23 protein-coding genes are annotated in these 23,766 nt (G+C 33.9%); 17 read left to right on the plus strand and 6 right to left on the minus strand.

Going from position 1 to position 23,766, the window contains the following annotated elements; translation table 11 throughout:
* Positions 1-13: 13 nt before the first annotated feature.
* The 5 genes from FYC62_RS08440 (at position 14) to FYC62_RS08460 (ending at position 4,126) form a co-directional block, all read left to right on the plus strand.
* A complete protein-coding gene (locus tag FYC62_RS08440) occupies positions 14-757 on the plus strand; it encodes a DUF4905 domain-containing protein (RefSeq protein WP_149074635.1) in 744 nt (247 codons plus the stop codon).
* 31 nt (positions 758-788) lie between these two features.
* Complete coding sequence (locus FYC62_RS08445) at positions 789-1,694, plus strand: DPBB and LysM peptidoglycan-binding domain-containing protein (RefSeq protein ID WP_149074636.1); 906 nt, start codon at positions 789-791, stop codon at positions 1,692-1,694.
* On the plus strand, positions 1,684-2,319 hold the full coding sequence (locus FYC62_RS08450) for a uridine kinase family protein (protein ID WP_149074637.1): 636 nt from the start codon (positions 1,684-1,686) through the stop codon (positions 2,317-2,319). Before FYC62_RS08445 ends, FYC62_RS08450 begins: the two co-directional genes overlap by 11 nt.
* Positions 2,320-2,385: 66 nt before the next feature.
* Complete coding sequence (locus FYC62_RS08455) at positions 2,386-3,609, plus strand: TCR/Tet family MFS transporter (protein ID WP_149074638.1); 1,224 nt, start codon at positions 2,386-2,388, stop codon at positions 3,607-3,609.
* Positions 3,593-4,126 carry a GtrA family protein gene (locus FYC62_RS08460; RefSeq protein ID WP_237612867.1) on the plus strand — a complete coding sequence of 178 codons (534 nt, stop codon included), beginning with the start codon at positions 3,593-3,595 and terminating at the stop codon, positions 4,124-4,126. Before FYC62_RS08455 ends, FYC62_RS08460 begins: the two co-directional genes overlap by 17 nt.
* A gap of 46 nt (positions 4,127-4,172) precedes the next feature.
* Here the strand turns inward: FYC62_RS08460 and FYC62_RS08465 are convergent, their stop codons facing one another.
* Positions 4,173-4,739 (minus strand): tetratricopeptide repeat protein, encoded by a 567-nt coding sequence (locus tag FYC62_RS08465; RefSeq protein WP_149074639.1) that lies wholly within the window; start codon positions 4,737-4,739, stop codon positions 4,173-4,175.
* Positions 4,740-4,817: 78 nt separating this feature from the next.
* Here FYC62_RS08465 and ung point away from each other — a divergent pair, with 78 nt between their 5' ends.
* Complete coding sequence (gene ung, locus FYC62_RS08470) at positions 4,818-5,495, plus strand: uracil-DNA glycosylase (RefSeq protein WP_149074640.1); 678 nt, start codon at positions 4,818-4,820, stop codon at positions 5,493-5,495.
* 141 nt (positions 5,496-5,636) lie between these two features.
* Entirely contained in the window at positions 5,637-7,442 is a 1,806-nt protein-coding gene (locus FYC62_RS08475) for a sensor histidine kinase (protein WP_240534690.1), read from the plus strand.
* Here FYC62_RS08475 and FYC62_RS08480 read toward each other — a convergent pair.
* Positions 7,439-7,903 (minus strand): Lrp/AsnC family transcriptional regulator, encoded by a 465-nt coding sequence (locus tag FYC62_RS08480; RefSeq protein WP_039447626.1) that lies wholly within the window; start codon positions 7,901-7,903, stop codon positions 7,439-7,441. The genes FYC62_RS08475 and FYC62_RS08480 overlap by 4 nt on opposite strands.
* Before the next feature lie 150 nt (positions 7,904-8,053).
* Between FYC62_RS08480 and FYC62_RS08485 the strand changes: the two genes are divergently transcribed.
* From FYC62_RS08485 to smpB, 6 genes are read left to right on the plus strand one after another with little or no spacing between them, the layout of a single operon-like run.
* Entirely contained in the window at positions 8,054-8,710 is a 657-nt protein-coding gene (locus FYC62_RS08485; protein WP_317131474.1) for a metal-dependent transcriptional regulator, read from the plus strand.
* Positions 8,707-10,581: an Nramp family divalent metal transporter gene (locus tag FYC62_RS08490; protein WP_149074642.1), complete on the plus strand. Its 1,875-nt coding sequence runs from the start codon at positions 8,707-8,709 to the stop codon at positions 10,579-10,581. The genes FYC62_RS08485 and FYC62_RS08490 overlap by 4 nt, the downstream gene beginning before the upstream one ends.
* A 19-nt stretch (positions 10,582-10,600) precedes the next feature.
* A complete protein-coding gene (locus FYC62_RS08495) occupies positions 10,601-12,802 on the plus strand; it encodes a TonB-dependent receptor (RefSeq protein ID WP_262713539.1) in 2,202 nt (733 codons plus the stop codon).
* Positions 12,802-12,948 (plus strand): TonB-dependent receptor, encoded by a 147-nt coding sequence (locus tag FYC62_RS17800; RefSeq protein WP_262713540.1) that lies wholly within the window; start codon positions 12,802-12,804, stop codon positions 12,946-12,948. Before FYC62_RS08495 ends, FYC62_RS17800 begins: the two co-directional genes overlap by 1 nt.
* A gap of 40 nt (positions 12,949-12,988) precedes the next feature.
* Positions 12,989-13,399: a thioredoxin family protein gene (locus FYC62_RS08500; protein ID WP_205943697.1), complete on the plus strand. Its 411-nt coding sequence runs from the start codon at positions 12,989-12,991 to the stop codon at positions 13,397-13,399.
* Between the two features lie 54 nt (positions 13,400-13,453).
* Positions 13,454-13,921, plus strand: coding sequence for an SsrA-binding protein SmpB (gene smpB, locus FYC62_RS08505; protein WP_039447637.1), 468 nt, complete (start codon positions 13,454-13,456; stop codon positions 13,919-13,921).
* A gap of 273 nt (positions 13,922-14,194) precedes the next feature.
* On the opposite strand, the gene FYC62_RS08510 is transcribed toward smpB, so the two are convergent.
* Complete coding sequence (locus FYC62_RS08510; protein WP_149074644.1) at positions 14,195-14,851, minus strand: protein-L-isoaspartate(D-aspartate) O-methyltransferase; 657 nt, start codon at positions 14,849-14,851, stop codon at positions 14,195-14,197.
* Between the two features lie 126 nt (positions 14,852-14,977).
* Between FYC62_RS08510 and FYC62_RS08515 the strand changes: the two genes are divergently transcribed.
* The gene (locus FYC62_RS08515) at positions 14,978-16,309 is read left to right on the plus strand and encodes a sugar transferase (protein WP_262713587.1); all 1,332 of its coding nucleotides are present in this window, start codon (positions 14,978-14,980) and stop codon (positions 16,307-16,309) included.
* 34 nt (positions 16,310-16,343) lie between these two features.
* The gene (locus tag FYC62_RS08520) at positions 16,344-17,027 is read left to right on the plus strand and encodes a hypothetical protein (RefSeq protein ID WP_149074646.1); all 684 of its coding nucleotides are present in this window, start codon (positions 16,344-16,346) and stop codon (positions 17,025-17,027) included.
* On the opposite strand, the gene priA is transcribed toward FYC62_RS08520, so the two are convergent.
* Positions 17,021-19,501 carry a replication restart helicase PriA gene (gene priA, locus FYC62_RS08525; RefSeq protein ID WP_149074647.1) on the minus strand — a complete coding sequence of 827 codons (2,481 nt, stop codon included), beginning with the start codon at positions 19,499-19,501 and terminating at the stop codon, positions 17,021-17,023. The genes FYC62_RS08520 and priA overlap by 7 nt on opposite strands.
* Positions 19,498-19,884: a DUF423 domain-containing protein gene (locus tag FYC62_RS08530; protein WP_149074648.1), complete on the minus strand. Its 387-nt coding sequence runs from the start codon at positions 19,882-19,884 to the stop codon at positions 19,498-19,500. The genes priA and FYC62_RS08530 overlap by 4 nt, the downstream gene beginning before the upstream one ends.
* Positions 19,885-19,977: 93 nt before the next feature.
* Here FYC62_RS08530 and FYC62_RS08535 point away from each other — a divergent pair, with 93 nt between their 5' ends.
* Both FYC62_RS08535 and FYC62_RS08540 read left to right on the plus strand, forming a co-directional pair.
* Entirely contained in the window at positions 19,978-21,594 is a 1,617-nt protein-coding gene (locus tag FYC62_RS08535; protein WP_149074649.1) for a hypothetical protein, read from the plus strand.
* 36 nt (positions 21,595-21,630) lie between these two features.
* Positions 21,631-23,079, plus strand: coding sequence for a DUF5723 family protein (locus tag FYC62_RS08540; protein ID WP_149074650.1), 1,449 nt, complete (start codon positions 21,631-21,633; stop codon positions 23,077-23,079).
* On the opposite strand, the gene tsaB is transcribed toward FYC62_RS08540, so the two are convergent.
* A complete protein-coding gene (gene tsaB / locus FYC62_RS08545) occupies positions 23,076-23,765 on the minus strand; it encodes a tRNA (adenosine(37)-N6)-threonylcarbamoyltransferase complex dimerization subunit type 1 TsaB (protein WP_149074651.1) in 690 nt (229 codons plus the stop codon). The genes FYC62_RS08540 and tsaB overlap by 4 nt on opposite strands.
* Position 23,766 lies beyond the last annotated feature (1 nt).

The raw sequence follows: 23,766 nt of genomic DNA on the forward strand, positions 1-23,766 counted from the left end.
ATTTTTGATTAAGATGTTAAATAAAGATACATTAAAGCCCTTACTAAACCAGAATATTGAAGGAATTATCTGGAAAATAATGTTGGATGATGAGCAAAACTGCTTAGCTATAGAAAGTAGAACTTTAGCAAAACAGGTAGTATTTTCTGTTTACGATTTTAATAAACAAACTTTCCTTATCCTTAACTATGCTTTTGAGGAAAGCTGGCAATTGGGTTTATTAGCAGTTCATGAGTACAAATTGGTGCTACATGGTTTCGAAAATGAATTTGCCCCTACTCCAAAAAACATATTGGTATTTGATTTAGCACAACAAAAACTTAGCTGGCAAAACTATAGTCATACTGCCCAGGCTGTTTATAAAGAAGGTATAATGGCTTATAATGCTAGAATAATGCCTCGTAAACTAGAATTATTAGATTTAAATACAGGCTCATCTTTAGGTTATGTTAAAACTAATGAAGCCTTAAAGCAGCTTCAAAATCAAATTATTTTACCAGAAAATAAGCTTGCAGAAAATATTTGGGAAACAGCGCAACAATTAATTTACAAAGACCTTTTTATAAGAAGCTTATACCTAAAAAACAACAGCAGCTATACCCAAATAATTGAAGTTTACGATAAAGAAAACAATATTTTGCTTTCTGATATTTTAAGTAACGACATACAAAAACTAGCTGAAGACACGTTCTTTGTGTGGCTTGGCAAACTGGTTTACATCAGAAACAAATCAGAAATTGTGAGTTATTTACTATAATTGCAAAGTTTTTCAGAGAAGACCTTAATACATGAAGCTTAAAAAAATCTTATTAATCACCTTTTCTATACTATCATTTTCTGCATCTGCAACTACTTTGGTAGATTCTGTGGGTATAGAAAATTCTGCCGGAAAAAAAGTTATCCTACACAAAATAGAACCTAAAGAAAACTATTATGCTTTAGGCAGAAAATATAATGTTGCTCCAAAAGCTATCATGGATTTTAATAGTAACGCAGCACTTAGCATTGGCCAAATTATTAAAATACCAACCGATAGACCTTTTGCAGAACAAAAACCGGTTAGCTTTAATTCTTCATCAAATACAACTCAAAATAACGGCAAAAGAGAATCTACCCATGTGGTGCAAGCCAAAGAAACTTTGTATAGCATAGCCAGTAAATACAATATGCGTGTAGATGATTTGAGACTGCTGAATAACTTAAAAACATCTGCTTTAAGCATTGGCCAAACTTTAAAAGTTTTAGTGAACGATGAGGTTAGCTTAAAACCAGAAGTGGTTAAAAATACGCAAACAGGTAAACCGGAAGTGGTGAGAGAACAAATCACAAAACCCGAAACCAAAATCAAGTATTTGGATTCTACTGATTCTAACTTGGGCATAGAAATACCGAAAAACAGATATGGTATTACCGAAAAAAATGAAAAAGGTATTGCCGTTTGGATAAATGATGAAAACTTAGACGCAACAAAAAGCTATGCTTTACACAAGCTTGCCCCGGTGGGTACTATAGTAAAAATCACTAACCCAATGACTAATAGAAGTGTATTTGCTAAAGTTGTAGGTAAGTATACCGAGAATGAAACTACCAAAGATGTCATCATTGTTATAACCAAAGCAGCGTCTGATGCTTTAGGTGCGCTAGATAAAAGGTTTTTAGTAAACATTACATACGGACTTCCAAATGAACAATAAGCCTTTTGTGATAGGGGTTGCTGGTGGTAGCGGCTCGGGCAAAACGTTTTTCTTAAACTGTTTTTTAAACCATTTTACACCAGAAGAGGTTTGCTTAGTGTCTCAGGATGATTACTACATCCCGGTAGGCCATTTATCGGCTGAGGAAAACAAACTTTACAACTTTGATTTACCTTCTTGTATAGATATTGAGGCTTTTGAAAAAGATATCACCAGCTTATTAAATTACCAAACCGTTTACAAAAAAGAGTATACTTTTAACAATAGCAATGCGGTTCCTAAAATTTTAGAAATAAAACCCGCTCCTGTATTAATTGTAGAAGGTTTATTTATTTACCATTACCCAAGTGTAGACCCGCTTTTTGATTATCGTATTTTTATTGATGCTGCTACAGAAATAGCACTAGAAAGACGTTTACATAGAGATTTAATGGAGCGAGGATATTCTGAAGAAGATGTGATGTATAAATGGGAAAACCATGTGATGCCAGCTTATGAGGAATACCTATTACCGCACCGTAACCGTTGTAATAAAATTGCAGATAATTCTACCAACGAGCTCAGAAATATTCTTGATTTAACAGACGAAATATCTCAGGAACTACGTTTGAAGTTGAATATATAAACTTTAGAATTATTTATAGGTATTAATTTTCTTAAAAAGCTCTAATACCGAAATTGCTATTTATCTATGACCAAAGAGCCTAAAAATGCTGCACTCGGATTTATATTTATCACTTTATTGATAGATGTAACTGGTTTAGGTATCATCATCCCGGTATTGCCCACTCTTATTTCTGAACTTATTCATGGAAATATTAGCGAAGCAGCAAGCATTGGAGGCTGGTTAACTTTTGCTTATGCTTTTGTTCAGTTCATATGCGCTCCACTATTAGGAAATTTAAGTGATAGATACGGTAGAAGACCAGTTTTGCTTTTTTCTTTATTAGGTTTCGGGATTGATTATTTACTACTTGCTTTTGCCCCCACAATAGGATGGTTATTTGTAGGACGTATTATTGCTGGTTTTACCGGAGCAAGCTTTACAACAGCGTCAGCCTACATTGCTGATGTAAGTACACCCGAAAAAAGAGCTCAAAATTTTGGTTTAATTGGCGCTGCCTTTGGTCTAGGCTTTATCTTAGGCCCCGTACTAGGCGGAGTATTAGGGCAGTTTGGATCTAGAATACCATTTTTTGCTGCTGCAGGTTTAAGCTTTTTAAATGTTATTTACGGATATTTTGTACTGCCAGAATCTTTACCTGTAGAAAAAAGACGTCCTTTTGATATTAAAAGAGCAAATCCATTAGGCTCATTATATCAATTAAAAAAATATCCTGCTGTTTATGGCTTAGTGCTTACCCTCATCCTCATGTACATTGCTAATAATGGTTTGCAAAGTACGTGGTCTTTTTATGGAATGGAAAAATTTAAGTGGAACGAAGCTTGGGTGGGCTATTCTTTAGGCTTTGTTGGTTTGATGATTGGGATTGTACAGGTGGGTATCATCAGGTGGGTAATTCCTAAGTTTGGGCAAGAAAAGAGTTTATACATTGGCTTAGCTTTTTACAGCCTAGGCTTATTATTATTTGCTTTTGCAGCAGAGGGCTGGATGATGTTTGCCTTTATCATCCCCTATTCTTTAGGCGGTATAGCCGGACCAGCACTTCAAAGTATTATAAGTGGTTATGCCCCAACAAATGAACAAGGAGAGCTTCAAGGTGCCTTAACAAGCTTAATGAGTGCAACAACTATTGTAGCACCACCAGTAATGACTAACCTTTTTGCTTTCTTTACCGGAGATAAAGCACCATTTATTTTCCCAGGAGCACCATTTTTTGTTTGTTCTATTCTGGTTTTGATAAGTGTTTTTACTGCTGCAAAAAGCATGAGAACACATGCACCAAAAAGTTAAAGATTTTGTATTCTTGTTTATGCTTTTAAGCCTTCACTATTTCGTTAAAGAAACTATACTTAAAACTGTTGATTTTTTCTATCCAATCTTCAGGAAGTTTATGCCGTTACAAACTTACCGTTATGCCGCTTGTGGAGGTTCAAATACCGCTTTAAATATTTTAATTTACTTTATATCTTATAATTTTGTACTAAAAAAGCAAATTGTTCATCTACCATTTATTGCCATAAGCCCGCATATTGCAGCTTTTTTAATAGCCTTTTTTATAACCATGCCCATAGGCTTTTATCTAAATATGTTTGTAGTTTTTAAAGGCTCTTACCTGCGTAGAAGAATACAATTTATAAGATACTTTATGGTAGTAATGGCTTGTGTGGTTTTAAACTATCTGTTTTTAAAACTATTTGTAGAGCAATTTGGCTGGTACCCTACCCCTTCTGCAATTTTAACTACGGTTATTATTATAGGTTTTAGTTATTTATCGCAAAGGTATTTCTCTTTTAGGGTTAGAAAATAAAAAAGGCCCGAAATTTTTCGGGCCGCTCATATAAAATTTTGCGCTATTAAAACTGTCTAAACCCGCTTCCGCCTCTGCCACCACGCACCATTTGAGTTTTATCTAGCATATTCATCTGCCCTTTCATCATTTTAATTTGCTCAGCTAAAAGCTTATTCTTATCAGCTTTTTCAGCTTCTTTTAATAATCTTTGTGCTTCACGCTTATTTCTTTTACCCATCTCTACACCAGCTAAACTTAAGTTCGCTAAGGCGATGTTATGATCCATCGTCAAACCAAAAGATAAAGCCTTTTTAAAGAACTTTTCTGATTTCATTGGAGATTTTCTAGACTCTATTAAACCTAATAATAAATGGTAATATCCCCACTGACCTTTAAACAGCTCCTTTTCATAATTTTTGATGCTATCTAACCAAGATTCTGCTTTGTCCATGTTTTCTTTTCTCAAAAACCATTGCGCTATAAGCATTTTTTCGTTGAAGATATAGGTAACAAAAACTAAGATGGAAATGAAGATTAAAAGAATTCCCCATCCCCAATGAGAAAAAACAATTAAAGTGATGGCAGCTCCAAGAATCAAAGCTCCTAATATAATTCTGATGAAATTTGGCATGTCAAATGTATTTAATATACTTTAGTGGCTGCAAATATCGTTTATTTGAGCTTTTAATCAATAAAAAGATAAAGAAATATGTCTGTACAATTAGAATCATCTTGGCTAGCTGTTTTAGGGGAAGAATTTGAGAAAGATTATATGCTTCAATTAAAACAGTTTTTACGAGAAGAAAAGCAAAAAGGGAAAACCATTTACCCACCTGGCACAGAAATATTTAATGCTTTTAACTTAACTCCTTTTCATGATGTCAAGGTTGTGATACTGGGGCAAGACCCTTATCATGGCCCTGGGCAGGCACATGGTTTATCTTTTTCTGTTAAAGAAAACATGAAATTACCTCCATCATTACAAAATATTTACAAAGAACTTAGTACAGATATTTCTGGCTTTAAAATTCCTTTTCATGGAAATTTAAGCAGCTGGGCCAAACAAGGTGTATTACTTTTAAATGCCACTTTAACGGTAGAAGCCAGTAAAGCAGGTTCGCACCAAAACCAAGGCTGGGAAATTTTTACCGATGCAGCAATAAAAGCCTTATCACAACATAAAGAGAAACTTGTTTTTATGTTGTGGGGTAAATTTGCACAGCAGAAAATTACTTTAATAGATACAGCAAAGCACTTTATTATTAAATCTGCACATCCATCTCCGTTTTCTGCCTATAATGGTTTTTTTGGTTCTAAGCCATTTAGTCAAACCAATAATTATTTACTACAACAAGGTAAAGAAGCTATCAATTGGCAAATAATTTAGATAGATACAAACTCGAACATGAAATTAAACGTAAAACCATAAAATAGAACTAACTTTGTATTTATAATTGAGCAGCTTGAATCTACCCATAAGCAATCTTATTAAAAAAATTATCGTACCCTGTTTGCATCTTGCTTACTGTTGCTTGTTTTATTTGTAAGCGTCAAAGAAAGCTATTTACTTTTTCATACGCTGGTAGAGCTATTTTCTGTAACGGTTGCTTTTGCAGTTTTCATCGTTACCTGGAACTCTAGAAAAATTCTCGATAATAACTACCTCTTTTTGGTTGGTATAGCTTATTTGTTTATAGGGATATTAGATATTTTGCATGCCCTTACTTATAAAGGGATGAACATCATCAATAGTACAGCCTTTTATGCCAACCAATTTTGGATAGCCACACGTTTCCTAGAAAGTATTACTTTACTGGTAGGTTTTTGGTTTTTAAAACGTAAACAAAGGCTTAACGCCGATTATATCTTTCTAATCTATTTATTTATCAGCGGCTTACTCGTTTTATCTATTCTTTATTGGAAGAATTTCCCTGTTTGCTACATAGAAGGTATTGGTCAAACAGCTTTTAAAATTTATTCAGAGTATATCATCATCATCATATTAATGATGGCTTGCTTCACCTTAGTTAGAAGGAAAAAGTATTTTGATCCTAAAGTTTTTTACTTGCTTTTTGCCTCTTTAGCTTTTTCTATTTTAAGCGAGTTTTGTTTCACTTTATACATCACCAATGATGGTATTCTTAACCAAATTGGTCATTACGGCAAACTCATTTCCTTCTTTTTAATTTACAAAGCCAATGTAGAAACCAGTTTCCTTAACCCAACTGGTATTTTATTTAAAGGACTAAAAGATAAAGAAGAAAGCTACAGAACTTTAGCAGAAAATCTTCCAGAACTTATCATCCGTTTAGACAAAAATTTCAGATGTATTTATACCAATAATGCATTAAGTAAATTCACAAAGCTAAACAGCCAGCATTTTTTAGGTAAAGCATTATTTGCTATGGGTTTACCTAATTATTTTGAGCAAGCCTTAATGGAAACCCTGTTGAGTGCCCAAAGAGATAAAAGCTTAAAAGAAACCAAGCTAGATATTGTCTTAGATCATAAATCCTATTTTTTTGCGATACAAATTGTACCAGAATACCTATCAGATAATGAAATAGAAACTTACCTCATCATTTGTTATGATATTACTCAGCTTAAAAACACCGAAAATCATTTACAAGAAATAAATGCTACTAAAGATAAATTCTTCTCTATCATAGCTCATGATTTAAAGAATCCTTTTAACGCCTTAATTGGCTTTAGTGAACTCATTTATAAGAATACCGAAAAGTATAGTACAGAGCGTATACAGCAACTGGCACTTAGAATGAATACCAGTGCCAAACAAGCGTTCAACCTTCTAGAAAACTTATTAAGTTGGTCTAGAATACAAACAGGTAATTTAGTACCCAAAATACAAACCCTACATGCTGTAGATATACTAACAGAAACACATCAGTTATTTTTGGCTTCCGCCGATGCTAAAAATATCACCATCAACTTAAATTACCGAGAACTTATTTACGTAAATGCCGATAGGCAAATGCTGAATACCGTTTTACGTAACTTAATCACCAATGCCATAAAGTTTACGCACCCAAATGGTAAAATAGAGCTTAAACTAGATGTAAAAAATCAAGAAGTTTTATTTAGCATCACCGATAACGGCATCGGGATAGAAAAAGCTTATGTTGATGAAATTTTTAAGATAGAAAACAGATATTCTAAACCCGGCACCGCAGATGAAAAAGGCACAGGTTTAGGATTGATACTAGCTAAAGAATTTATAGAACTACACCAAGGAAAAATTTGGGTAAAAAGCGAAATTAACCAAGGAACAACTTTTTACTTCACGCTTCCTGGCTTTGCAGCCGATAAATCCTAATATTCTAAAGGGATAATAGGCTCTTTTTTACTGGTAGACATAATCATCATGGTTTGGAAAGTCTTTACCACAGATATTCTACTTATCTTCTGCATAATTAACTGCTCATAAGCCTTAATATCTTTTACATAAGCTTTTAAAATAAAATCGCATTGGCCGGTTACGTGGTGGCACTCAGTAATTTCTTTTATCGCATTAACTTCTTCTAAAAAAACCGTAATGGTATCGTTCTGATGAAAATCTAAAGACACTTGTATAAAAGTTTTAATTCCTAAGCCTAGCTTTTCCTCATCAACCAAGGCATGGTAACTTTTGATATAGCCAGAATGCTCTAACTTTCTTACCCTTTCTAAAGTTGGCGCTGGCGATAAACCAATCATTTGTGAAAGTTGCAAATTGGTAATTCTACCATTTTCTTGCATAATCTTAAGAATATTCAAATCTATCTTATCCAGTTCCATAACCTTATATTTTATACAAATTTAGCTTTTAATCCCTTAAACCAAATAAAATTCTTTAAAACGATTTATATCAAGATATTAATTGGTTAAAATAATTTTTAGATTAATCTAAAAATATAATTAGATTTGTAATAATAATATTTTAGCATCATGATTACTTCCTTTACAGAAGAAAATTACTTAAAATCTATTTATCACTTATCACCAGACGAAGGCACTGCCGTTAATACCAATGCCATTGCAGAATCTTTAAATACCAAAGCAGCATCTGTTACAGATATGCTGAAGAAACTTGCTGAGAAAGAATTCATCAATTATATCAAATATCAAGGTGTTACTTTAACGCCTTTGGGCAGAGAAAGGGCTTTAAATATTATTCGTAAACACCGTTTATGGGAAGTTTTTCTGGTAGAGAAGCTTAATTTTAAGTGGGATGAAGTACATGATTTAGCCGAAGAACTAGAACATATCCATTCTGATTTATTGATCAATCGTTTAGATGAATTTTTAGAGTTTCCTAAAACAGACCCACACGGCGACCCTATTCCTGATAAGCATGGCAAATTTAACGTTCCAGAGCTCATCCCCATATCAAAACTTAAGAATGAAACTTTAGGAATTATCAGTGGCGTAAGAGAACACTCGCCCCTATTTCTCAAATACCTTGAAAAAACCGGACTGGTTTTAGGGCAGGAAATTAAAATTAAAGAGCAAATAGAGTTTGATGGCTCTTTCATTATTTCTATCAAAGAAAACGACATTATGATTAGCAGAGAAGTGGCAAAAAATTTATTGATAGCTATATGAACAGAAAACATACAGAATCTTTAAGTGAGGTACACAGCAGCATTAAAACCGAAAAAAAAACAGGTTGGAGAAAAATTTTCGCCTTTCTTGGGCCAGCCTATTTGGTTAGCGTTGGCTATATGGACCCCGGAAATTGGGCTACAGATATAGCCGGAGGCTCTCAGTTTGGTTATAAACTGATATGGGTTTTACTGATGTCTAACCTGATAGCGCTTTTATTACAATCATTAAGTGCCCGTTTAGGTATTGTAAGAGGTTTAGATTTGGCCCAAGCTTCTAAAAAAGCTTATCCTAACTGGGCAAATATTCCACTTTATATTTTAGCTCAAATAGCTATTATAGCTTGTGATTTAGCAGAAATTATAGGAATGGCTATTGGCTTAAACCTCCTTTTTGGCATTCCTCTAATTTGGGGCATCAGCATAACAGCATTAGACACCATTCTTTTACTTTTCTTATTAAAAAAAGGGATGCGCAGCATGGAGGCCTTTATAGTTTCTATGGTTTTTATAGTTGGCGTTTCTTTTTTGATGGAGATGATTATTGTACAACCCCAATTAAATGATGTTGTAAAAGGTTTTATCCCTAGCTCTTTAGATGGTAGTGCTCTTTATATTGCCATTGGTATTATTGGCGCTACGGTAATGCCCCATAATTTATACTTACACTCTTCTTTGGTGCAAACACGTAAAATAGAGCGCAGTAGCAAAGGCATTAAAGAAGCTTTAAAATTTAATTTAATTGATACTACCATTGCACTTAATCTGGCTTTCTTAGTTAATGCAGCCATTTTAATACTCTCGGCAGCTGCTTTTTTCACCAATGGTTTTAACGAGGTTGCAGAGATACAAGACGCACATAAACTACTTGGAAACATATTTGGTAACGCAGCACCAACACTTTTCGCTATTGCGCTTATTGCATCGGGCCAAAGTTCTACCATAACAGGTACGCTAGCAGGGCAAATTGTAATGGAAGGGCATTTAAATTTACGTATTGCACCTTGGTTAAGAAGGTTAATTACCCGTTTATTGGCTATTACCCCTGCATTTTTTACCATCATTTATTTTGGAGAAGAATCTTTGGGTGCACTGCTTATTTTAAGTCAGGTAGTGTTAAGCTTACAACTAGGTTTTGCCATCATCCCGCTTATCCATTTCAATTCAGACGCTAAGCTGATGAAAGAGTTTGCTATTAAAACATGGGTTAAAATTTTGGCTTGGCTAAGTGCAGTTATCATCATCAGTTTAAACGTAAAATTAGTTATTGATGAAATTAGCGGATGGCTGGTAAGTGCTGGCGAAAATGCTTTCTGGTTATACTTAACGGTAATTCCTTTAGCTATTGCCGTTGGTCTATTATTGTTATACATTATCATTAAACCCTTTTTCCCTACGCAAGACAAGCAAACGGCGGTACCTCATGGTAGTGCCCTCAACCTAGCAGATTTAAATACTCCTGTTTATCAAAACATTGGCATCAGTATAGATTTTTCTGAGAACGATAAAAACGTTATCAGACATGCTATTTTACAAGGTGGCAAGCAAGCCAATTATACGCTTATTCATATTGTTGAAACAGCCGGAGCCCGCTATCATCAGCAAAATGTAATGGATATGGAAACCATCAGCGATGAAGAAAATCTTAAGAAATATCAGCAAAACCTAAAAGATTTGGGTTTTAACAGCACCTATAAAATTGGCTATGGTTCTACTTCAAGTGCTATTGCAAAAATTGTGAATAAAAGTGAAATAGACTTTTTAGTGATGGGTGCACATGGCCATAAAGGCTTTAGCGATTTATTATTTGGTTCTACAGTAGATGCAGTAAGACATCAGGTTAACATACCTGTTTTAGTGGTTAGGAAATAACATGAAAAATTTAAATAACATGAAAAATTTATTTATTCTATCATTTTTTTTATCGCCAATGGCGCTTTTAGCTCAAAAAGCTAACATTTATGGAAGAGTTTTCGCTTCAGGTATGCCTGTAAAACAAGCGGTTGTTAAACTAGATAAAAGCTTAAATTATCAGGTAACTGATAGTTTGGGAACTTTTCAATTTTCAGATGTTTTACCCGGACAGCATATCATCAGCGTAAGCTTATTGGGCTATAAAAATTATAAAAAATCTATTTCGGTTAAACCGGATGAAAAACTAAACTTAGAAATACAGCTCCATAACGATGATTTAGGCTTAAATGAAGTGGTTGTAAGCGCTACCAGATATGGCGTATCAAGAAAAGAGGCCCCGGTTGTGGTAAACGTCATTGGTGCAAAACTTTTTAATGCCACACAATCCTTAAGCTTATCAGAAGGTTTAAATTACCAACCCGGTGTAAGGTTAGAAAACAATTGTCAAAATTGCGGCTTTACCCAAGTAAGGTTAAACGGATTAGAGGGCGCATATTCCCAAGTTTTAATCAATAGCAGGCCAATTTTTAGCGCTTTAAGTAGCGTTTACGGTCTAGACCAAATACCCACCAGTATGATAGAGCGTGTGGAAGTGGTAAGAAGCGGAGGCTCGGCACTTTTTGGTTCAAATGCTATTGCAGGTACTATCAATATCATTACCAAAGATCCAGTTCTAAATTCGTGGGAAATAGGCTCTAACATAGCCTTAATAAATGGAAGAGAACCAGACAACGTTATAAATTTTAATGGTAGCATTGCCGCAGAAGATTTAAAAAGTGGCGCTACATTTTATGGGATGTTTAGAAATCGTTCTCCTTTTGATGCCAACGCAGATGGTTTCACAGAAATTACCCGTATGGAGAACAATACCTTTGGTGGCAAAGCTTTTTTAAAACCTACCGATAGAAGTAGGCTTACGCTAGATTTTAGCGCTATAAAGGAATTTAGAAGAGGTGGAGACCGCCTAAATCTTGCACCACATTTTACTGATATTGCAGAGCAGCTAGACCATAATATTTTAATAGGAGGTTTAACTTTTGACCAGTATAGTAAAAATTATAAAAACAAATATTCGGCTTATATATCAACACAAAAGGGTACCAGAAACAGCTATTACGGTGGTTTAGGAGGTAGTTATACTGCGGCAGATAGTACCAGAGCTAATAATGCTTATGGTTTTACCGATGATATTTCTGTTGTAGGAGGCTTGCAGCTAACCAAAAATCTTGAAAACACCTCGGTTTTTGTCATGGGTGCAGAAGTACAACATAACCAAGTTGAGGATGAGATTGCTGGCTATAACAGGATTATAGATCAATCTTTAACAACTTTAGGTTTTTATGCACAATACGAATGGAAACCTAACGATAAACTCACTGCTTTATTAGGAAGTAGATATGATATTACTCATGTAAATGGAAATTATACTTTGCAAAATATCTTCCGTAACTCGAACCTTAGGAAAGGGGTGTTAAGTCCGCGTTTTACGCTTTTGTATAAATTTAATGAAGACTGGCAGTTTAGAGGCGGCTATGCCCGAGGTTTTAGAGCGCCACAAGCTTTTAATGAAGATATGCACATTTCATCCGTAGCCGGCGAGCAAAGATTTGTGATATTATCAGAAAACTTAAAAACCGAATTTTCTGATGCTTTCACGGCATCTTTAAGCTATGCTTGTACTTGGGGTAATACGCAAGTGAGTTTCCTTACAGAAGGTTTTTACACCACTTTAAAAAACCAATTTGTTACCATTAATACAGGTGCTTCTTTAGGAAACGGAACTATTTTAGAAGAAGTAAGTAACGGAGAAGGCGCTTATGTAAGTGGTGCAAATTTCGAGCTTAATATAGTGCCTTCTGCTAAATTTAACCTGCAAGCTGGCGGAACTTGGCAAAAAACCGCATACAACAATGCTCAGGTTATTTATGATAATCCTGATGATTTAACAAATACCAATGTAAGTATTACCGAGTTTTTAAGAACCCCACGTAGCTACGGCTATTTTAATAGTAATTATAAGGCTACCCAAAAGTTAAGTTTTGATGCAAGTGCAGTTTATACCGGAAATATGATTGCCGCTAGAGTTATCAATGCTGATGGATTACCACAGCTGGTTACAACCCCAAGTTTTTTAGAATTAAATTTAAAAAACACTTATCAGTTTAAGCTAAAAATTTGATGATAGATTGCAGTTTAGGCGTTCAAAATATATTTAATAGTTTCCAGAAAGACTTTGACACAGGCCCTACCAGAGACTCTGGTTATGTTTACGGACCAGCCAGACCAAGAACATTTTATTTAGGCTTGAAATTTAAGAGTTTGTAATATGCTGAGGTTTTTGCTAGTTGTATTTTTTTGCTTAGGCGTGATAAAGTCTGGAAATGCTCAGGAAATTACATGGCTGAGTTTTGAGCAACTAGATGATTCTTTAAAAGTAAAGCCTAAACCTGTTATTATTAGTTTTTATACTGATTGGTGTTTATACTGCAAAAAAATGGATAAAGAAGTTTATTCTAAAGCTGCTGTTATTAAAGAAATTAACCTACATTATTATGCAGTTAAGTTTGATGCAGAAACTAAAACACCTATCCATTTTGATGGTAAAACTTTTCATAAAAAATCTCAATTTCATGAGCTGGCCCTTTTGCTTGGCGCTAGAGAAAAACAATTTACACCTCCGGTAATACTTATTTTAGATAGTAATTTCGTTATTAAAAGTCGGTGGTTTGAATATTTAAGTAGTGATAAACTCCTTGAAATTTTAAAAACTAACTAGGAAAGTAACCCTGTTAAAGCTTCAATTACTCAATTTTTTCACGATATTTGCGCCATGTCTAATAAAATAACATCCAGTGTAAACATCAGAAACAAGAAAGCTACTTTTGAATTTAGCATTCTTGAAAAATTTGTTGCTGGCATTAAACTTTTAGGTACCGAGATTAAATCTATCAGACAAGGGAAAGCAAATATTGGCGATTCTTTTTGTTCTTTTATCAATAACGAGTTATATGTGAGAAATATGGATATTGCCGAGTATTCTCACGGTTCTTTTTACAATCATGAAGCTAAAAGAGACCGAAAACTTTTACTCAATAAAAAGGAAATCAAAAAATTATTGGTTAAAGGAGAAGATAAAGGTCTTACCATTATACCCTTACGTATTTTTATTAACGAGAGAGGCTTTGCTAAAATGGAGATAGCCTTGGCCCAAGGTAAAAAAGCTTTTGATAAACGTGATGCCATTAAAGAAAGAGACGTAAAGAGAGAATTAGATATGGTGAAGAAGAAGTATGTTTAGGTGGTTAGTTTGTTAGGTGCTAGGTGGTTAGTTTGTTAGGTGGTTAGGATCTAGGTGGTTAGTTTGTTAGGATCTAGGTGGTTAGGTGGTTAGGATCTAGGTGGTTAGGATCTAGGTGGTTAGTTTGTTAGTGGTTAGTTGGTTAGTTTGTTAGGTGGTTAGGATCTAGGTGGTTAGTTTGTTAGGTTCTAGTTTGTTAGGTGGTTAGGGTCTAGTGTTTAGTTCCGATAGCTATCGGGAGTTTTTAGGTTAGGCATCTTAAATAGCGCTATTTTACCAAGCTTGGTCTCCTAATAAGGGCACAAATCTGAAAGTATCCAATACAATTTTATCGAAATCATTTTCTGAAACACGCAAAACAGTTACCATTTTTTGGCTTTTTTCATCCCCTACGGGTATGACTAAAATACCTCCTATTTTTAACTGCTTTAATAATATTTGTGGAACTAAAGGTGCGCCTGCTGTTACAATAATCTTATCGTAAGGGGCATGTTCTGCAATACCTTTAGAGCCATCTCCAAGAAAAAACTCTGCCTGATAACCAATATGAGGCAATACTTGTCTTGTTCTTTCGTATAGTTTTTCTTGTCTTTCTATGGTATAAACCTTGGCCCCTAACTCTAACAAAACACAGGTTTGATACCCACAGCCAGTACCAATCTCTAAAACTTTATCTCCTTTTTTAATATGTAATAATTCACTTTGGTAAGCTACAGTATAGGGGTTAGAAATAGTTTGCCCTTCGCCAATTGGGAAAGCTTTATCTAAATAAGCTTGGTTCCAGAAAGTTTCATCAAAGAAATAATGTCTTTTTACAGCACCAATAGCTTTTAGTACCTGTTCATCAGAAATCCCTTTTTGCTTAAGCTCTTCTACTAGCTTCTTTCTTGCCCCCTTTTCGCGGTAATTATCTACAAATTTATATCCCATTTTGCTACAAAAATAGAATCTGAAATCGAATTTAAAGCAATTTTATTAGCTTTACCAGCAGTTCATCATCATAAAAATATACAAGTAACAGAACATCAATGTTTAAACAAAAAAACTTATACTTTTATTTGTGTTGATTTACTTGCTGCACTCTTTTTTCTATTTAGCACAAAAAGCATCCTGAAGGAGAATCTTTTTCTAGTCTTTATCACCTTTATTCTATTAGTTCTGCTTTATGCCTTTACTGGTACTTATGCGCAGTTTACTAGAAAATCAAGATTTAAAGAGCTTATTAGAACATTTAACCAATCTATCATCATCACCTTATTTTACATTTGGTTATTTACAACTATTAAAGACAGTAATTTATTCAGCGTCTATTTAGAGGAATTTTTAAACTTTGGCCTTTGCCACTTATTAATTGTTGGCTTTTGCCGATTATTATTTCTAACCTGGATAAAGAGACAAATTCAGAAAGGAAGTATAGGATTTAATACAATTTTAATTGGCAACAATGTTAAAGCCAAACAACTGCTCGAAGAAATTCAATCTCAACCTAAAAAATTAGGTTTTAAATTTATTGGCTATGTTTACCTTAATGACGGAACGTTAGATTCGCCAGCTATAAATCTTCCAAAACTGGGTAGCTTTGATGAAATCCATCAACTCATTAAAGACCAAGAAGTAGAAGAAGTTATCATTGCTATAGAAAGTAAGCAACATCATCAACTAAAGAATATTTTAAGCCAATTAGAACAAACAGAGGTTATCATAAATATCATACCTGATATTTATGACATCATCTCTGGTTTTGTTAAGCTTAACTATTTGTTTTCTATTCCGCTGATAACGCTACACCCAGATAATATGCCTTTTTGGCAAAGAAGCCTTAAAAAGATACTAGATTATAGTATTGCTATAACAGTACTTACCCTCTTTTCGCCAGTATTTTTAGTCATTTATGTTTTAATTAAATTAGATAGTAAAGGCCCTGGCATTTATCAACAAGAAAGAATTGGCAAAGACGGAAAGCCGTTTAATATCTATAAGTTTAGGACAATGTTTGTAGATGCAGAGAAAAATGGTCCTTCTCTATCTAAATCTAATGACCCAAGAGTTACTAGAATTGGTAAAATTCTAAGGAAAACTAGATTAGATGAGCTTCCGCAGTTTATTAATATTTTAAAAGGAGATATGGCTTTGGTAGGGCCCAGACCAGAAAGAGCTTATTATATTCATGAAATAGAAAAAGAAGCACCTCATTATCATTATCTGCATAAAGTATTGCCAGGTATTACTTCTTGGGGACAAGTAAAATTTGGCTACGCAGAAAATGTTGAGCAAATGGTAAAAAGATTAACATTTGATATAATTTATGTCGAAAACAGGTCTTTGGCATTAGATTTAAAGATATTGCTGTATACAATTATTATAGTATTGCAGGGAAGAGGAAAATAAATTATATACTTGTAAAATTTTTGAGCTCAAAAAAATGAAGAAAATACTAATCTTAACTTTAGGTATCTTATTTTATAGTCAAGCTTTTTCACAATCGCAAAATAACTACTCTTATAGCTTTGGTATAAAAGCAGCAAATTATGGTGATTTTCCTAGATTGATGAACGAAGTTAGGGGTACTAACAGTTACCGTTCTTCGTATTTAAACGGCTTTGTTTTTAAATTTAACGACAATCAAATCAGTTACAGATTTATCGGCTCTAAATATGCAAATAGTAATTATTCTTTTAAAAATATTTGTCATGATTGTGAAGCTGTAACAGGTAACTTTTCTGATTTTAATTTAAAAGCCGGTTTTGAGCGTAGTTTAATCTATGGAGTGGTACAACCCTATTATGGCTTAGACTTAGGCTACAGGAAAATATATTTTGATGGCACTGCCAACAGTGCTAATAATAACGCTTTGCTGTATGATGTTATAGTTGAGAAAAATGGCGCACTTATACATCCATTTTTAGGTGTTAAAGTAAATTTATACAAAGCAATGTTTACTTTAAGTGCAGAAGCAGGCTTAGACATTCTTTTTTCTAATGATAAAGAAACTAAAACGCTTAATGATGGTAATAGAACTACATCTATTGCTAACTTTAGAAGATGGGGATTCAATAATTTGCCCTTAAGTATGCTAAGTTTACAGTATAATTTTGGTCGTCAATAAGGGTCTACATTTACAACTAGATAGCTTCCTTTATTGAGTTTATTAGCCTCAAAATTGCCAATTTCTCTTTTTAGATATTCTTTAATTTTAGGTATAGATTGATGCTGCAAATCTATCTTAAGAATAATGGTTTGGATATAATAGTTGCGTATACGTCCAATAAGCGGAGTTTGAGGTCCAATAACCAAATCACCCAAAGTTTTCTTTAATTCTCTTGCAAGACCTTCTGCTATTTGTTGGGTTTTAGCAAAATCTTTGTGCTTGATATCGATATGAATTAAACGGTAAAATGGCGGATACTTAAATTGCTTTCGTTCTAAAATCTCATGTCTATACATAGCCTCATAATCGTTATTCACAATTTGTTGGATGACACGGTTTTTAGTATCATAAGTTTGGATAATCACTTTCCCTTGCTTCTCTCTTCTTCCTGCCCTACCTGCAACTTGAGACAACATTTGAAAACTACGCTCGTAAGCTCTAAAATCAGGAAATTGCAGCATACTATCTGCATTGATAACACCTATGGTTGTAACATTATCAAAATCTAAACCTTTAGCTACCATTTGGGTACCAACTAAAACATCTAAACGCTTCTCTTCAAAATCTGTAATGATATGTTGATGAGCGTTCTTATTTCTTGTTGTATCATAATCTAAACGCCCAATTTTTAAATCAGGCAGCATCACACGTAAATCATCCTCTACCTTTTCTGTACCTAAGCCTTTATATTCTATATGTTTAGAACCGCAAGCCGGACATTCAGAAATATTATCTTCCCTATAACCGCAATAATGGCAATGTAATTTCCCCGAGGCCTTATGATAGGTTAAGCTTACATCGCAATTGATACATTTTGGTGTATTACCACAAGTTTTGCAAATTAAGATGGGTACATAGCCTCTCCTATTCTGGAATAAAATAACTTGCTCTTTTACTTTTATAGCTTCCTGTATACGATCTAAAAGTACGCTGGTAAAATTTTCTTTGATGGTTTTCCGAGCCTTTTCTTCAGTGATACTCACCACTTCTATTTCTGGTAGGTTAACTCCGCTATAGCGAACATCTAACCTAACCAAGCCATACTTTTGCTGAGTAGTAGCATTAAAATAGCTTTCTAAAGATGGCGTTGCAGAACCTAATAAAACTTTTGCTTGATAAATATTGGCCAAAACAATAGCAACATCTCTGGCATGGTAGCGTGGTGCTGGGTCATATTGCTTGTAGCTGGCTTCATGCTCTTCATCAACAATGAGGAAACCTAAATCTGCAAAGGGAAGAAATAAAGACGAGCGAGCTCCTAAAATGATTTTAGCTTCATTCTTTAAAACTTTCTGCCAAATTTCTGCCCTTTCATTATCATTAAATTTACTGTGATAAACCACAATTTGATTTCCGAAATGGAACTTTAATCGTTCTACAATTTGTGCTGTTAAAGCAATTTCGGGAAGTAGATAAAGTACTTGTTTGCCTAAGGCTAAATACTCTTCCATTAAGCGTATATACAACTGTGTTTTACCAGATGAAGTAATACCATGCAAAAGTGTAACCGGCTTCTCTTTAAAAGATTGCTTGATTTCATCAAACGCTTTTTGTTGCGCTTCGCTTAAACTAAAATTATTTGTACTTTCTTCATCATCAAAACTAAAACGACTGATGATTTCTTCCTTAACCTCAAAAATACCTTTTTCTATTAAAGCTTTTATAACTGCTGCACTAGCACCGCTTGCTTCTGTAAGGGCTGCTCTGGTTATTTTTATTTGTTCCTTTTGAAGTTTTAAATAGGCTAATAAAGCATCTAATTGCTTAGGCGACCTTTCAAGAAGTTCAAATAGCGCTTTCAGATGTTCTTTATCTTCATAAAAGCTATTTAAACGAATATTTTTAACGGTTTTGGGCTTAAATTTTTCATTTATCTCTTCCGATATAAAAACAATACGTTTATCTAGCAGACTTTTTATGATAGGAAATATGGTTTTCTGGCCTAGTATTTTCGCAATTTCTTGCAGCGTAAGTTCATTCTGAATTTCAAGAGCGTCTACCACAAGATACTCTTTATCATTAAGGATACTTTTGTCTAACCCTTCCTCATGGCTAAGAATAATTTTTGTTTCGCTTGCCAATTTTAGTGCTGAGGGTAATGCGGCGGCCATAACCTCGCCTGTGTAACACAAGTAATATTCGGCAATCCAGTCCCAAAGTTTTAATTGTTTTTGGGTGATGATAGGATGCTCATCTATAATATCAATCAGGTATTTAGCTTCGTAGGCAATTGGTGCTTTATCTGTTATAGAAGCAATAATAGCTGTATAAATCTTACTTTTACCAAATTGTACAACTGCCCGCTTCCCTATAGCCAATTCGTCATTTAGCTCAAAAGGAACACGGTAAGTGTAAAGCTTAGGAATTGCCAAAGGCAAAATTACCTCAGCAAATAAGGTTTTTCTTGCATTATGATGATCAAAATCTATCATTTATCTCTTAAGGCTGCTAACAATAAACTTAACCAACCCATTATAAATAATAAGCCACCAACAGGTGTTACCGGACCAAGAAAAGAAGCGCCGGCCCAGCCCATATAATCTTTTAAAGACAAGATATATAAAGAGCCGCTAAACAGCAAAATACCTCCTGTAAAACAATAAGAAGCAAAATTTATGAGCGCATTTTTATATCGAGCAAAAGTGCTCAGAAATAGTAATGCAAAAGTATGATAGAAATGATACTGAACAGCAGTGTGCCAAACATCTAAGCTTTGTGCCGATACTATTTTTTTTAATGCATGAGCGCCAAAGGCACCTAAAATTACGGCTAAAGCTCCAAAAAAAGCTGCTGTGATGATAATTCTCTTGTTCATAAACCCGCAGTGTAAATCGCTAATTTAATAAAGATGCAATCAATTTTCGGTGCTTCAATACAAAAATCTATTTTTGTTGAGAGGAAATATAAAATGAGAAAAATAATAATCACGATAAGCGTACTTGTAATTGCCGTTTTTGCTGCCGTATGGCTATATTTCAGTAATATTTCCGCGTCTGAAAGCACCACAGAAAAAGCTTTTAATGCAATACCTGCTGATGCTTCTCTTATTTTCGAATATAAAAATGAATCTTCTTACTATGATATTTTTAAAGATTTCACACTTTTTAAAGATGTGTTAGGTGAAGATATCATGAAGCATTTAACTGCCCTTAAAAACACTTTTATTGATGATGCCGGATTTAATGAAGCCTTATTTGCATCCGAGCTTTACTTTTCTATTCACCAAACCAGTAAAAACCAAGCTGATGTTTTGATTATTGCTCCTTTAAAGAACAAACAGCTAGAGCTTAGCCAAGAAGGCATCAATAATTTAAAACAGAAGTTTAAAGTAACAGAAAAACTGCTAGATAAAACAACACTTTATACGCTTACTTTTAATAACCAAAGCAAATTCTACTTCACTTTAGCAAAAACTGTTTGGATAGGTAGTTTCAATGAAAATCTTGTTCAAAAAGCAGTTTTAGAAAGCTCAAATAAAAAACAAAAATTCTTTAAAGGCGAGAGCTTTAGCTCGGTAAGAAATAAGAACGCTATTGCTAACCTATATATCAATTACCCAAATTTAGCTTCTTTCTTAGCTGGCTTCTCTAAAAAAGATAAACCCGCAGAAACAGAGAATTTAAAAACCTTTCCAGCATTTTCTAGCTTAAACATCAATTACCAAAAAAATGCTTTTATGTTTAGTGGCATTACAGAGCTAGAACAAAAAGGCAGTTATCCTGCTTTATTTTTAAAGCAACAATCGGGAAAATGCACCTTATTAGATTTAGTTCCTTTTGATGCCGCTTCTTACCTTTTTTACCTCGTTTCCAATCAACAAACTTTTCAAAATGATTTGAATACCTTATTTGAGAAGAGAAAAGAAATTGGAAAGAGAAAAAGCCAACTTCAGAATATTTCTGAAACGCATTCTATCAATATCGAAAAAGAATTCCCAGTTGTATTAGGGAAAGAGTTTGGATGTATCCAAGTAGCATCGGGCAATAAAATAGGCATCATTAAAACTACCAATACCGGAAGATTATCTTTCATACTATCAACTATCAGTACTTCTATCAACTCAAAAATATCAAGGTTTGATGATTCTGATTTACTCTATTACCATTTAGGAGATCCTTTCAAAGGCTTTAGAAGACCTTATTATGCTATTATAGAAAATCATTTATTGGTTTCTAATAATATGCAGGCTTTAAATGGCTTCCTAAAAAACTACGAAGAGCAAGATTTCTTAAGCAGAACAGATAAGAATTTGCAGTTTCAACAGTACTTATCTAACCAAGGAAACATCTTTTACTTCTTACATAATAGCAATGCTAAAGCTGTAGTAAAATCTTATTTAAGCAGTAAAGCAAACAAACAGTTTAAAGGTGAAGAGTTTGGTTGGAAGAATGTTTACGGTATATCTATACAATTTAGCGCTGATAAGGATAAATTTTTTACCAATTTGTATATGAGTAAAGTTCCAGAATTGGAAGATGTAAACCCTCAAGCAGATTCTTTACTTTTAGACTCCTTATTAAAATAAACTTTATTTAACCCTTATTTTTAGATAAATTTAATCATGAGAATTTGGGTATTTTTAAGCTTTCTAGTGTTTGCCCATCTTGTAGTTAAAGCTCAAGAAACATCTCTTATACATTCTAAAACTGTATTTGATTCTTTTGAAAACCCTGTAAATACTGCCTTTGTTCCTGAAGTAAGTAACAAATATGCAGTAAGCTTTTTATTATCATCTTTTAGCACACAATTACGTTTTAAGGGAGATATAGAGCCTAGCTTAAAGGCTTTTATTTTTAACCGAGACAGTATAAAAGGCGGTCCTTTATTAGGGGCTAACAAACAAAATGAACTAACGGGTAATGTAAATTACTACTTAGCCATGTTTAAATTATTCAAGAGTATTAAGTATCAAAGAGAAATTGGCGCATCAATACAATTTAGAAATATTGGCAATGCTTTAGTACCTAACTCTACCTTTGCATTTTTAGATAGCTATAAAAATTTTAATAGCCCTTATGCTGATGTTTTTAATAGCACAGCACTTAATCAATCTTTTTGGCAATTTGGCTTAACTTACCGAGAGAATTATAATGAAAAACTCGCTTTCGGTGCTAAGTTAAGCTTCTTAAGTGGCGCAACTTATCATCAAATTGATATTAAAGAATCGGCCATAAGGCTATTAACAAAAGGTTATGAAGCATACTTTAATGGCTCTTATCAATCTAACTTAGGTACAGATTCTGTAGAGATTAAAAACCTTTTACCCAACTTTAAAAACCCAGGGATGGCCATAACTTTAGGAAGTTCTTATGCTTTTAAAAATGGCATGTATGTAACTGCACATTTGAAAGACTTAGGCTTTATCAGGTGGAATAAAAATGCGGTAAGCTCAACTTTTAGTGATACATTAACTCCTACTAAAATAGATACTTTGATACCCAATGGTAACATCAGAACAAATCTTAATAGAATGATTGCCACTGGAGCTCATTTAGGTAAATTCACCAGCTTTTTACCTGCTCATTTACAAATTGCTGCCTCCAAAGAATTTGGCTTATACAAACCCGTTTTTGTAGCTACCCAATATTTTGATGGTCGTGGCACCCAGTTAGCCTTGGTAAATAATTTTAGAACCGGTGCTTTTAATTTTGCTCTTAATGCTCAATATGATAAACCTAACGGATTGCAATTTGGTGGCTTGGTGATGTTACAATCTCTTACTACCGAGCTGTATTTAGGCTCTGAAAAGCTTTTACCAAGTTATTATTTCACAAAAGGCATGCTTAATAAAGATGCCAATATTGGCAGAAGCCCTACCCAAATGAATATTTTTATGGGACTTAATATTAAGTTTGGTAGAAAAGTTCAAAGCGATGGAATGGCAGATTTTATTGATGGTTTAAACGATGCAGAAACAGGTTTTGTGTACAGATTGAGCAATAAAGAAAGAAAAGCTGTTAGAAAAGAAGCCGCAAAAAACACTAAGAAAGCTAATAAAAGAAGAAATTAAGCTTTTTTCTTTCCGGCCACGTAGTCCTTTAAATAATATGGCTCAAAATAGGCTATGTCTTCAAAAACAGCTTCTTTAAACTTCTCATAAGCTGGTTCTATTAAATCCTGAGCAGAATTGGTAAAGTCATCCATTACTCTGGTATTGATATGCGTAGCTAAAACCTCTTCACATTTAGGCGCTCCATCACCAAAAAAGTAAACAATATAAGTGTCTAAAATAGCTTTAAAAGAATTTTCATCTACAATTACAGCTTCCGTAGCTTTTAATACTTCTACCTCTTTGTTGTAAAAAGCAGTATAAACTTCCATTCTTCTGGCGTCTATCATAGGACAAAAAACAGTGTTTCCATTTACAGAATAACACTTTTTAATAAAACCATTAGCCATTGCGGTTAAAGTATTAATGGCTATTAAAGGAATATCCAAAGCAAAACATAAACCCTTTGCGGTAGAAACACCTATCCTTAAACCAGTATAAGAACCGGGCCCCATACTTACGGCAACAGCTTTAAGTTCTTTAAAACTTCTTTGCGTCTTTTTCAGCAATTCATCAATAAAAACAGTTAAAGATGCAGCATGAATATTAGCTTCTGTACGTTCTATTTTATCTATAAATACACCGTTTTCTGCTAAAGCTACAGAACAAGTTGTAGTAGCTGTTTCTATATGTAGGATAAGTGCCATA

This window comes from Pedobacter aquae (genome assembly GCF_008195825.1).
Lineage (GTDB): Bacteria > Bacteroidota > Bacteroidia > Sphingobacteriales > Sphingobacteriaceae > Pseudopedobacter > Pseudopedobacter aquae.

Bases quoted from the DNA above. Each gene is read 5' to 3' on its own strand.
- FYC62_RS08440 (WP_149074635.1), top strand. From the start codon at position 14: ATGTTAAATAAAGATACATTAAAGCCCTTACTAAACCAGAATATTGAA.
- FYC62_RS08445 (WP_149074636.1), top strand. From the start codon at position 789: ATGAAGCTTAAAAAAATCTTATTAATCACCTTTTCTATACTATCATTT.
- FYC62_RS08450 (WP_149074637.1), top strand. From the start codon at position 1,684: ATGAACAATAAGCCTTTTGTGATAGGGGTTGCTGGTGGTAGCGGCTCG.
- FYC62_RS08455 (WP_149074638.1), top strand. From the start codon at position 2,386: ATGACCAAAGAGCCTAAAAATGCTGCACTCGGATTTATATTTATCACT.
- FYC62_RS08460 (WP_237612867.1), top strand. From the start codon at position 3,593: ATGCACCAAAAAGTTAAAGATTTTGTATTCTTGTTTATGCTTTTAAGC.
- FYC62_RS08465 (WP_149074639.1), bottom strand. From the start codon at position 4,739: ATGCCAAATTTCATCAGAATTATATTAGGAGCTTTGATTCTTGGAGCT.
- ung (WP_149074640.1), top strand. From the start codon at position 4,818: ATGTCTGTACAATTAGAATCATCTTGGCTAGCTGTTTTAGGGGAAGAA.
- FYC62_RS08480 (WP_039447626.1), bottom strand. From the start codon at position 7,903: ATGGAACTGGATAAGATAGATTTGAATATTCTTAAGATTATGCAAGAA.
- FYC62_RS08485 (WP_317131474.1), top strand. From the start codon at position 8,054: ATGATTACTTCCTTTACAGAAGAAAATTACTTAAAATCTATTTATCAC.
- FYC62_RS08490 (WP_149074642.1), top strand. From the start codon at position 8,707: ATGAACAGAAAACATACAGAATCTTTAAGTGAGGTACACAGCAGCATT.
- FYC62_RS08495 (WP_262713539.1), top strand. From the start codon at position 10,601: ATGAAAAATTTATTTATTCTATCATTTTTTTTATCGCCAATGGCGCTT.
- FYC62_RS17800 (WP_262713540.1), top strand. From the start codon at position 12,802: ATGATAGATTGCAGTTTAGGCGTTCAAAATATATTTAATAGTTTCCAG.
- smpB (WP_039447637.1), top strand. From the start codon at position 13,454: ATGTCTAATAAAATAACATCCAGTGTAAACATCAGAAACAAGAAAGCT.
- FYC62_RS08510 (WP_149074644.1), bottom strand. From the start codon at position 14,851: ATGGGATATAAATTTGTAGATAATTACCGCGAAAAGGGGGCAAGAAAG.
- FYC62_RS08520 (WP_149074646.1), top strand. From the start codon at position 16,344: ATGAAGAAAATACTAATCTTAACTTTAGGTATCTTATTTTATAGTCAA.
- priA (WP_149074647.1), bottom strand. From the start codon at position 19,501: ATGATAGATTTTGATCATCATAATGCAAGAAAAACCTTATTTGCTGAG.
- FYC62_RS08530 (WP_149074648.1), bottom strand. From the start codon at position 19,884: ATGAACAAGAGAATTATCATCACAGCAGCTTTTTTTGGAGCTTTAGCC.
- FYC62_RS08535 (WP_149074649.1), top strand. From the start codon at position 19,978: ATGAGAAAAATAATAATCACGATAAGCGTACTTGTAATTGCCGTTTTT.
- FYC62_RS08540 (WP_149074650.1), top strand. From the start codon at position 21,631: ATGAGAATTTGGGTATTTTTAAGCTTTCTAGTGTTTGCCCATCTTGTA.
- tsaB (WP_149074651.1), bottom strand. From the start codon at position 23,765: ATGGCACTTATCCTACATATAGAAACAGCTACTACAACTTGTTCTGTA.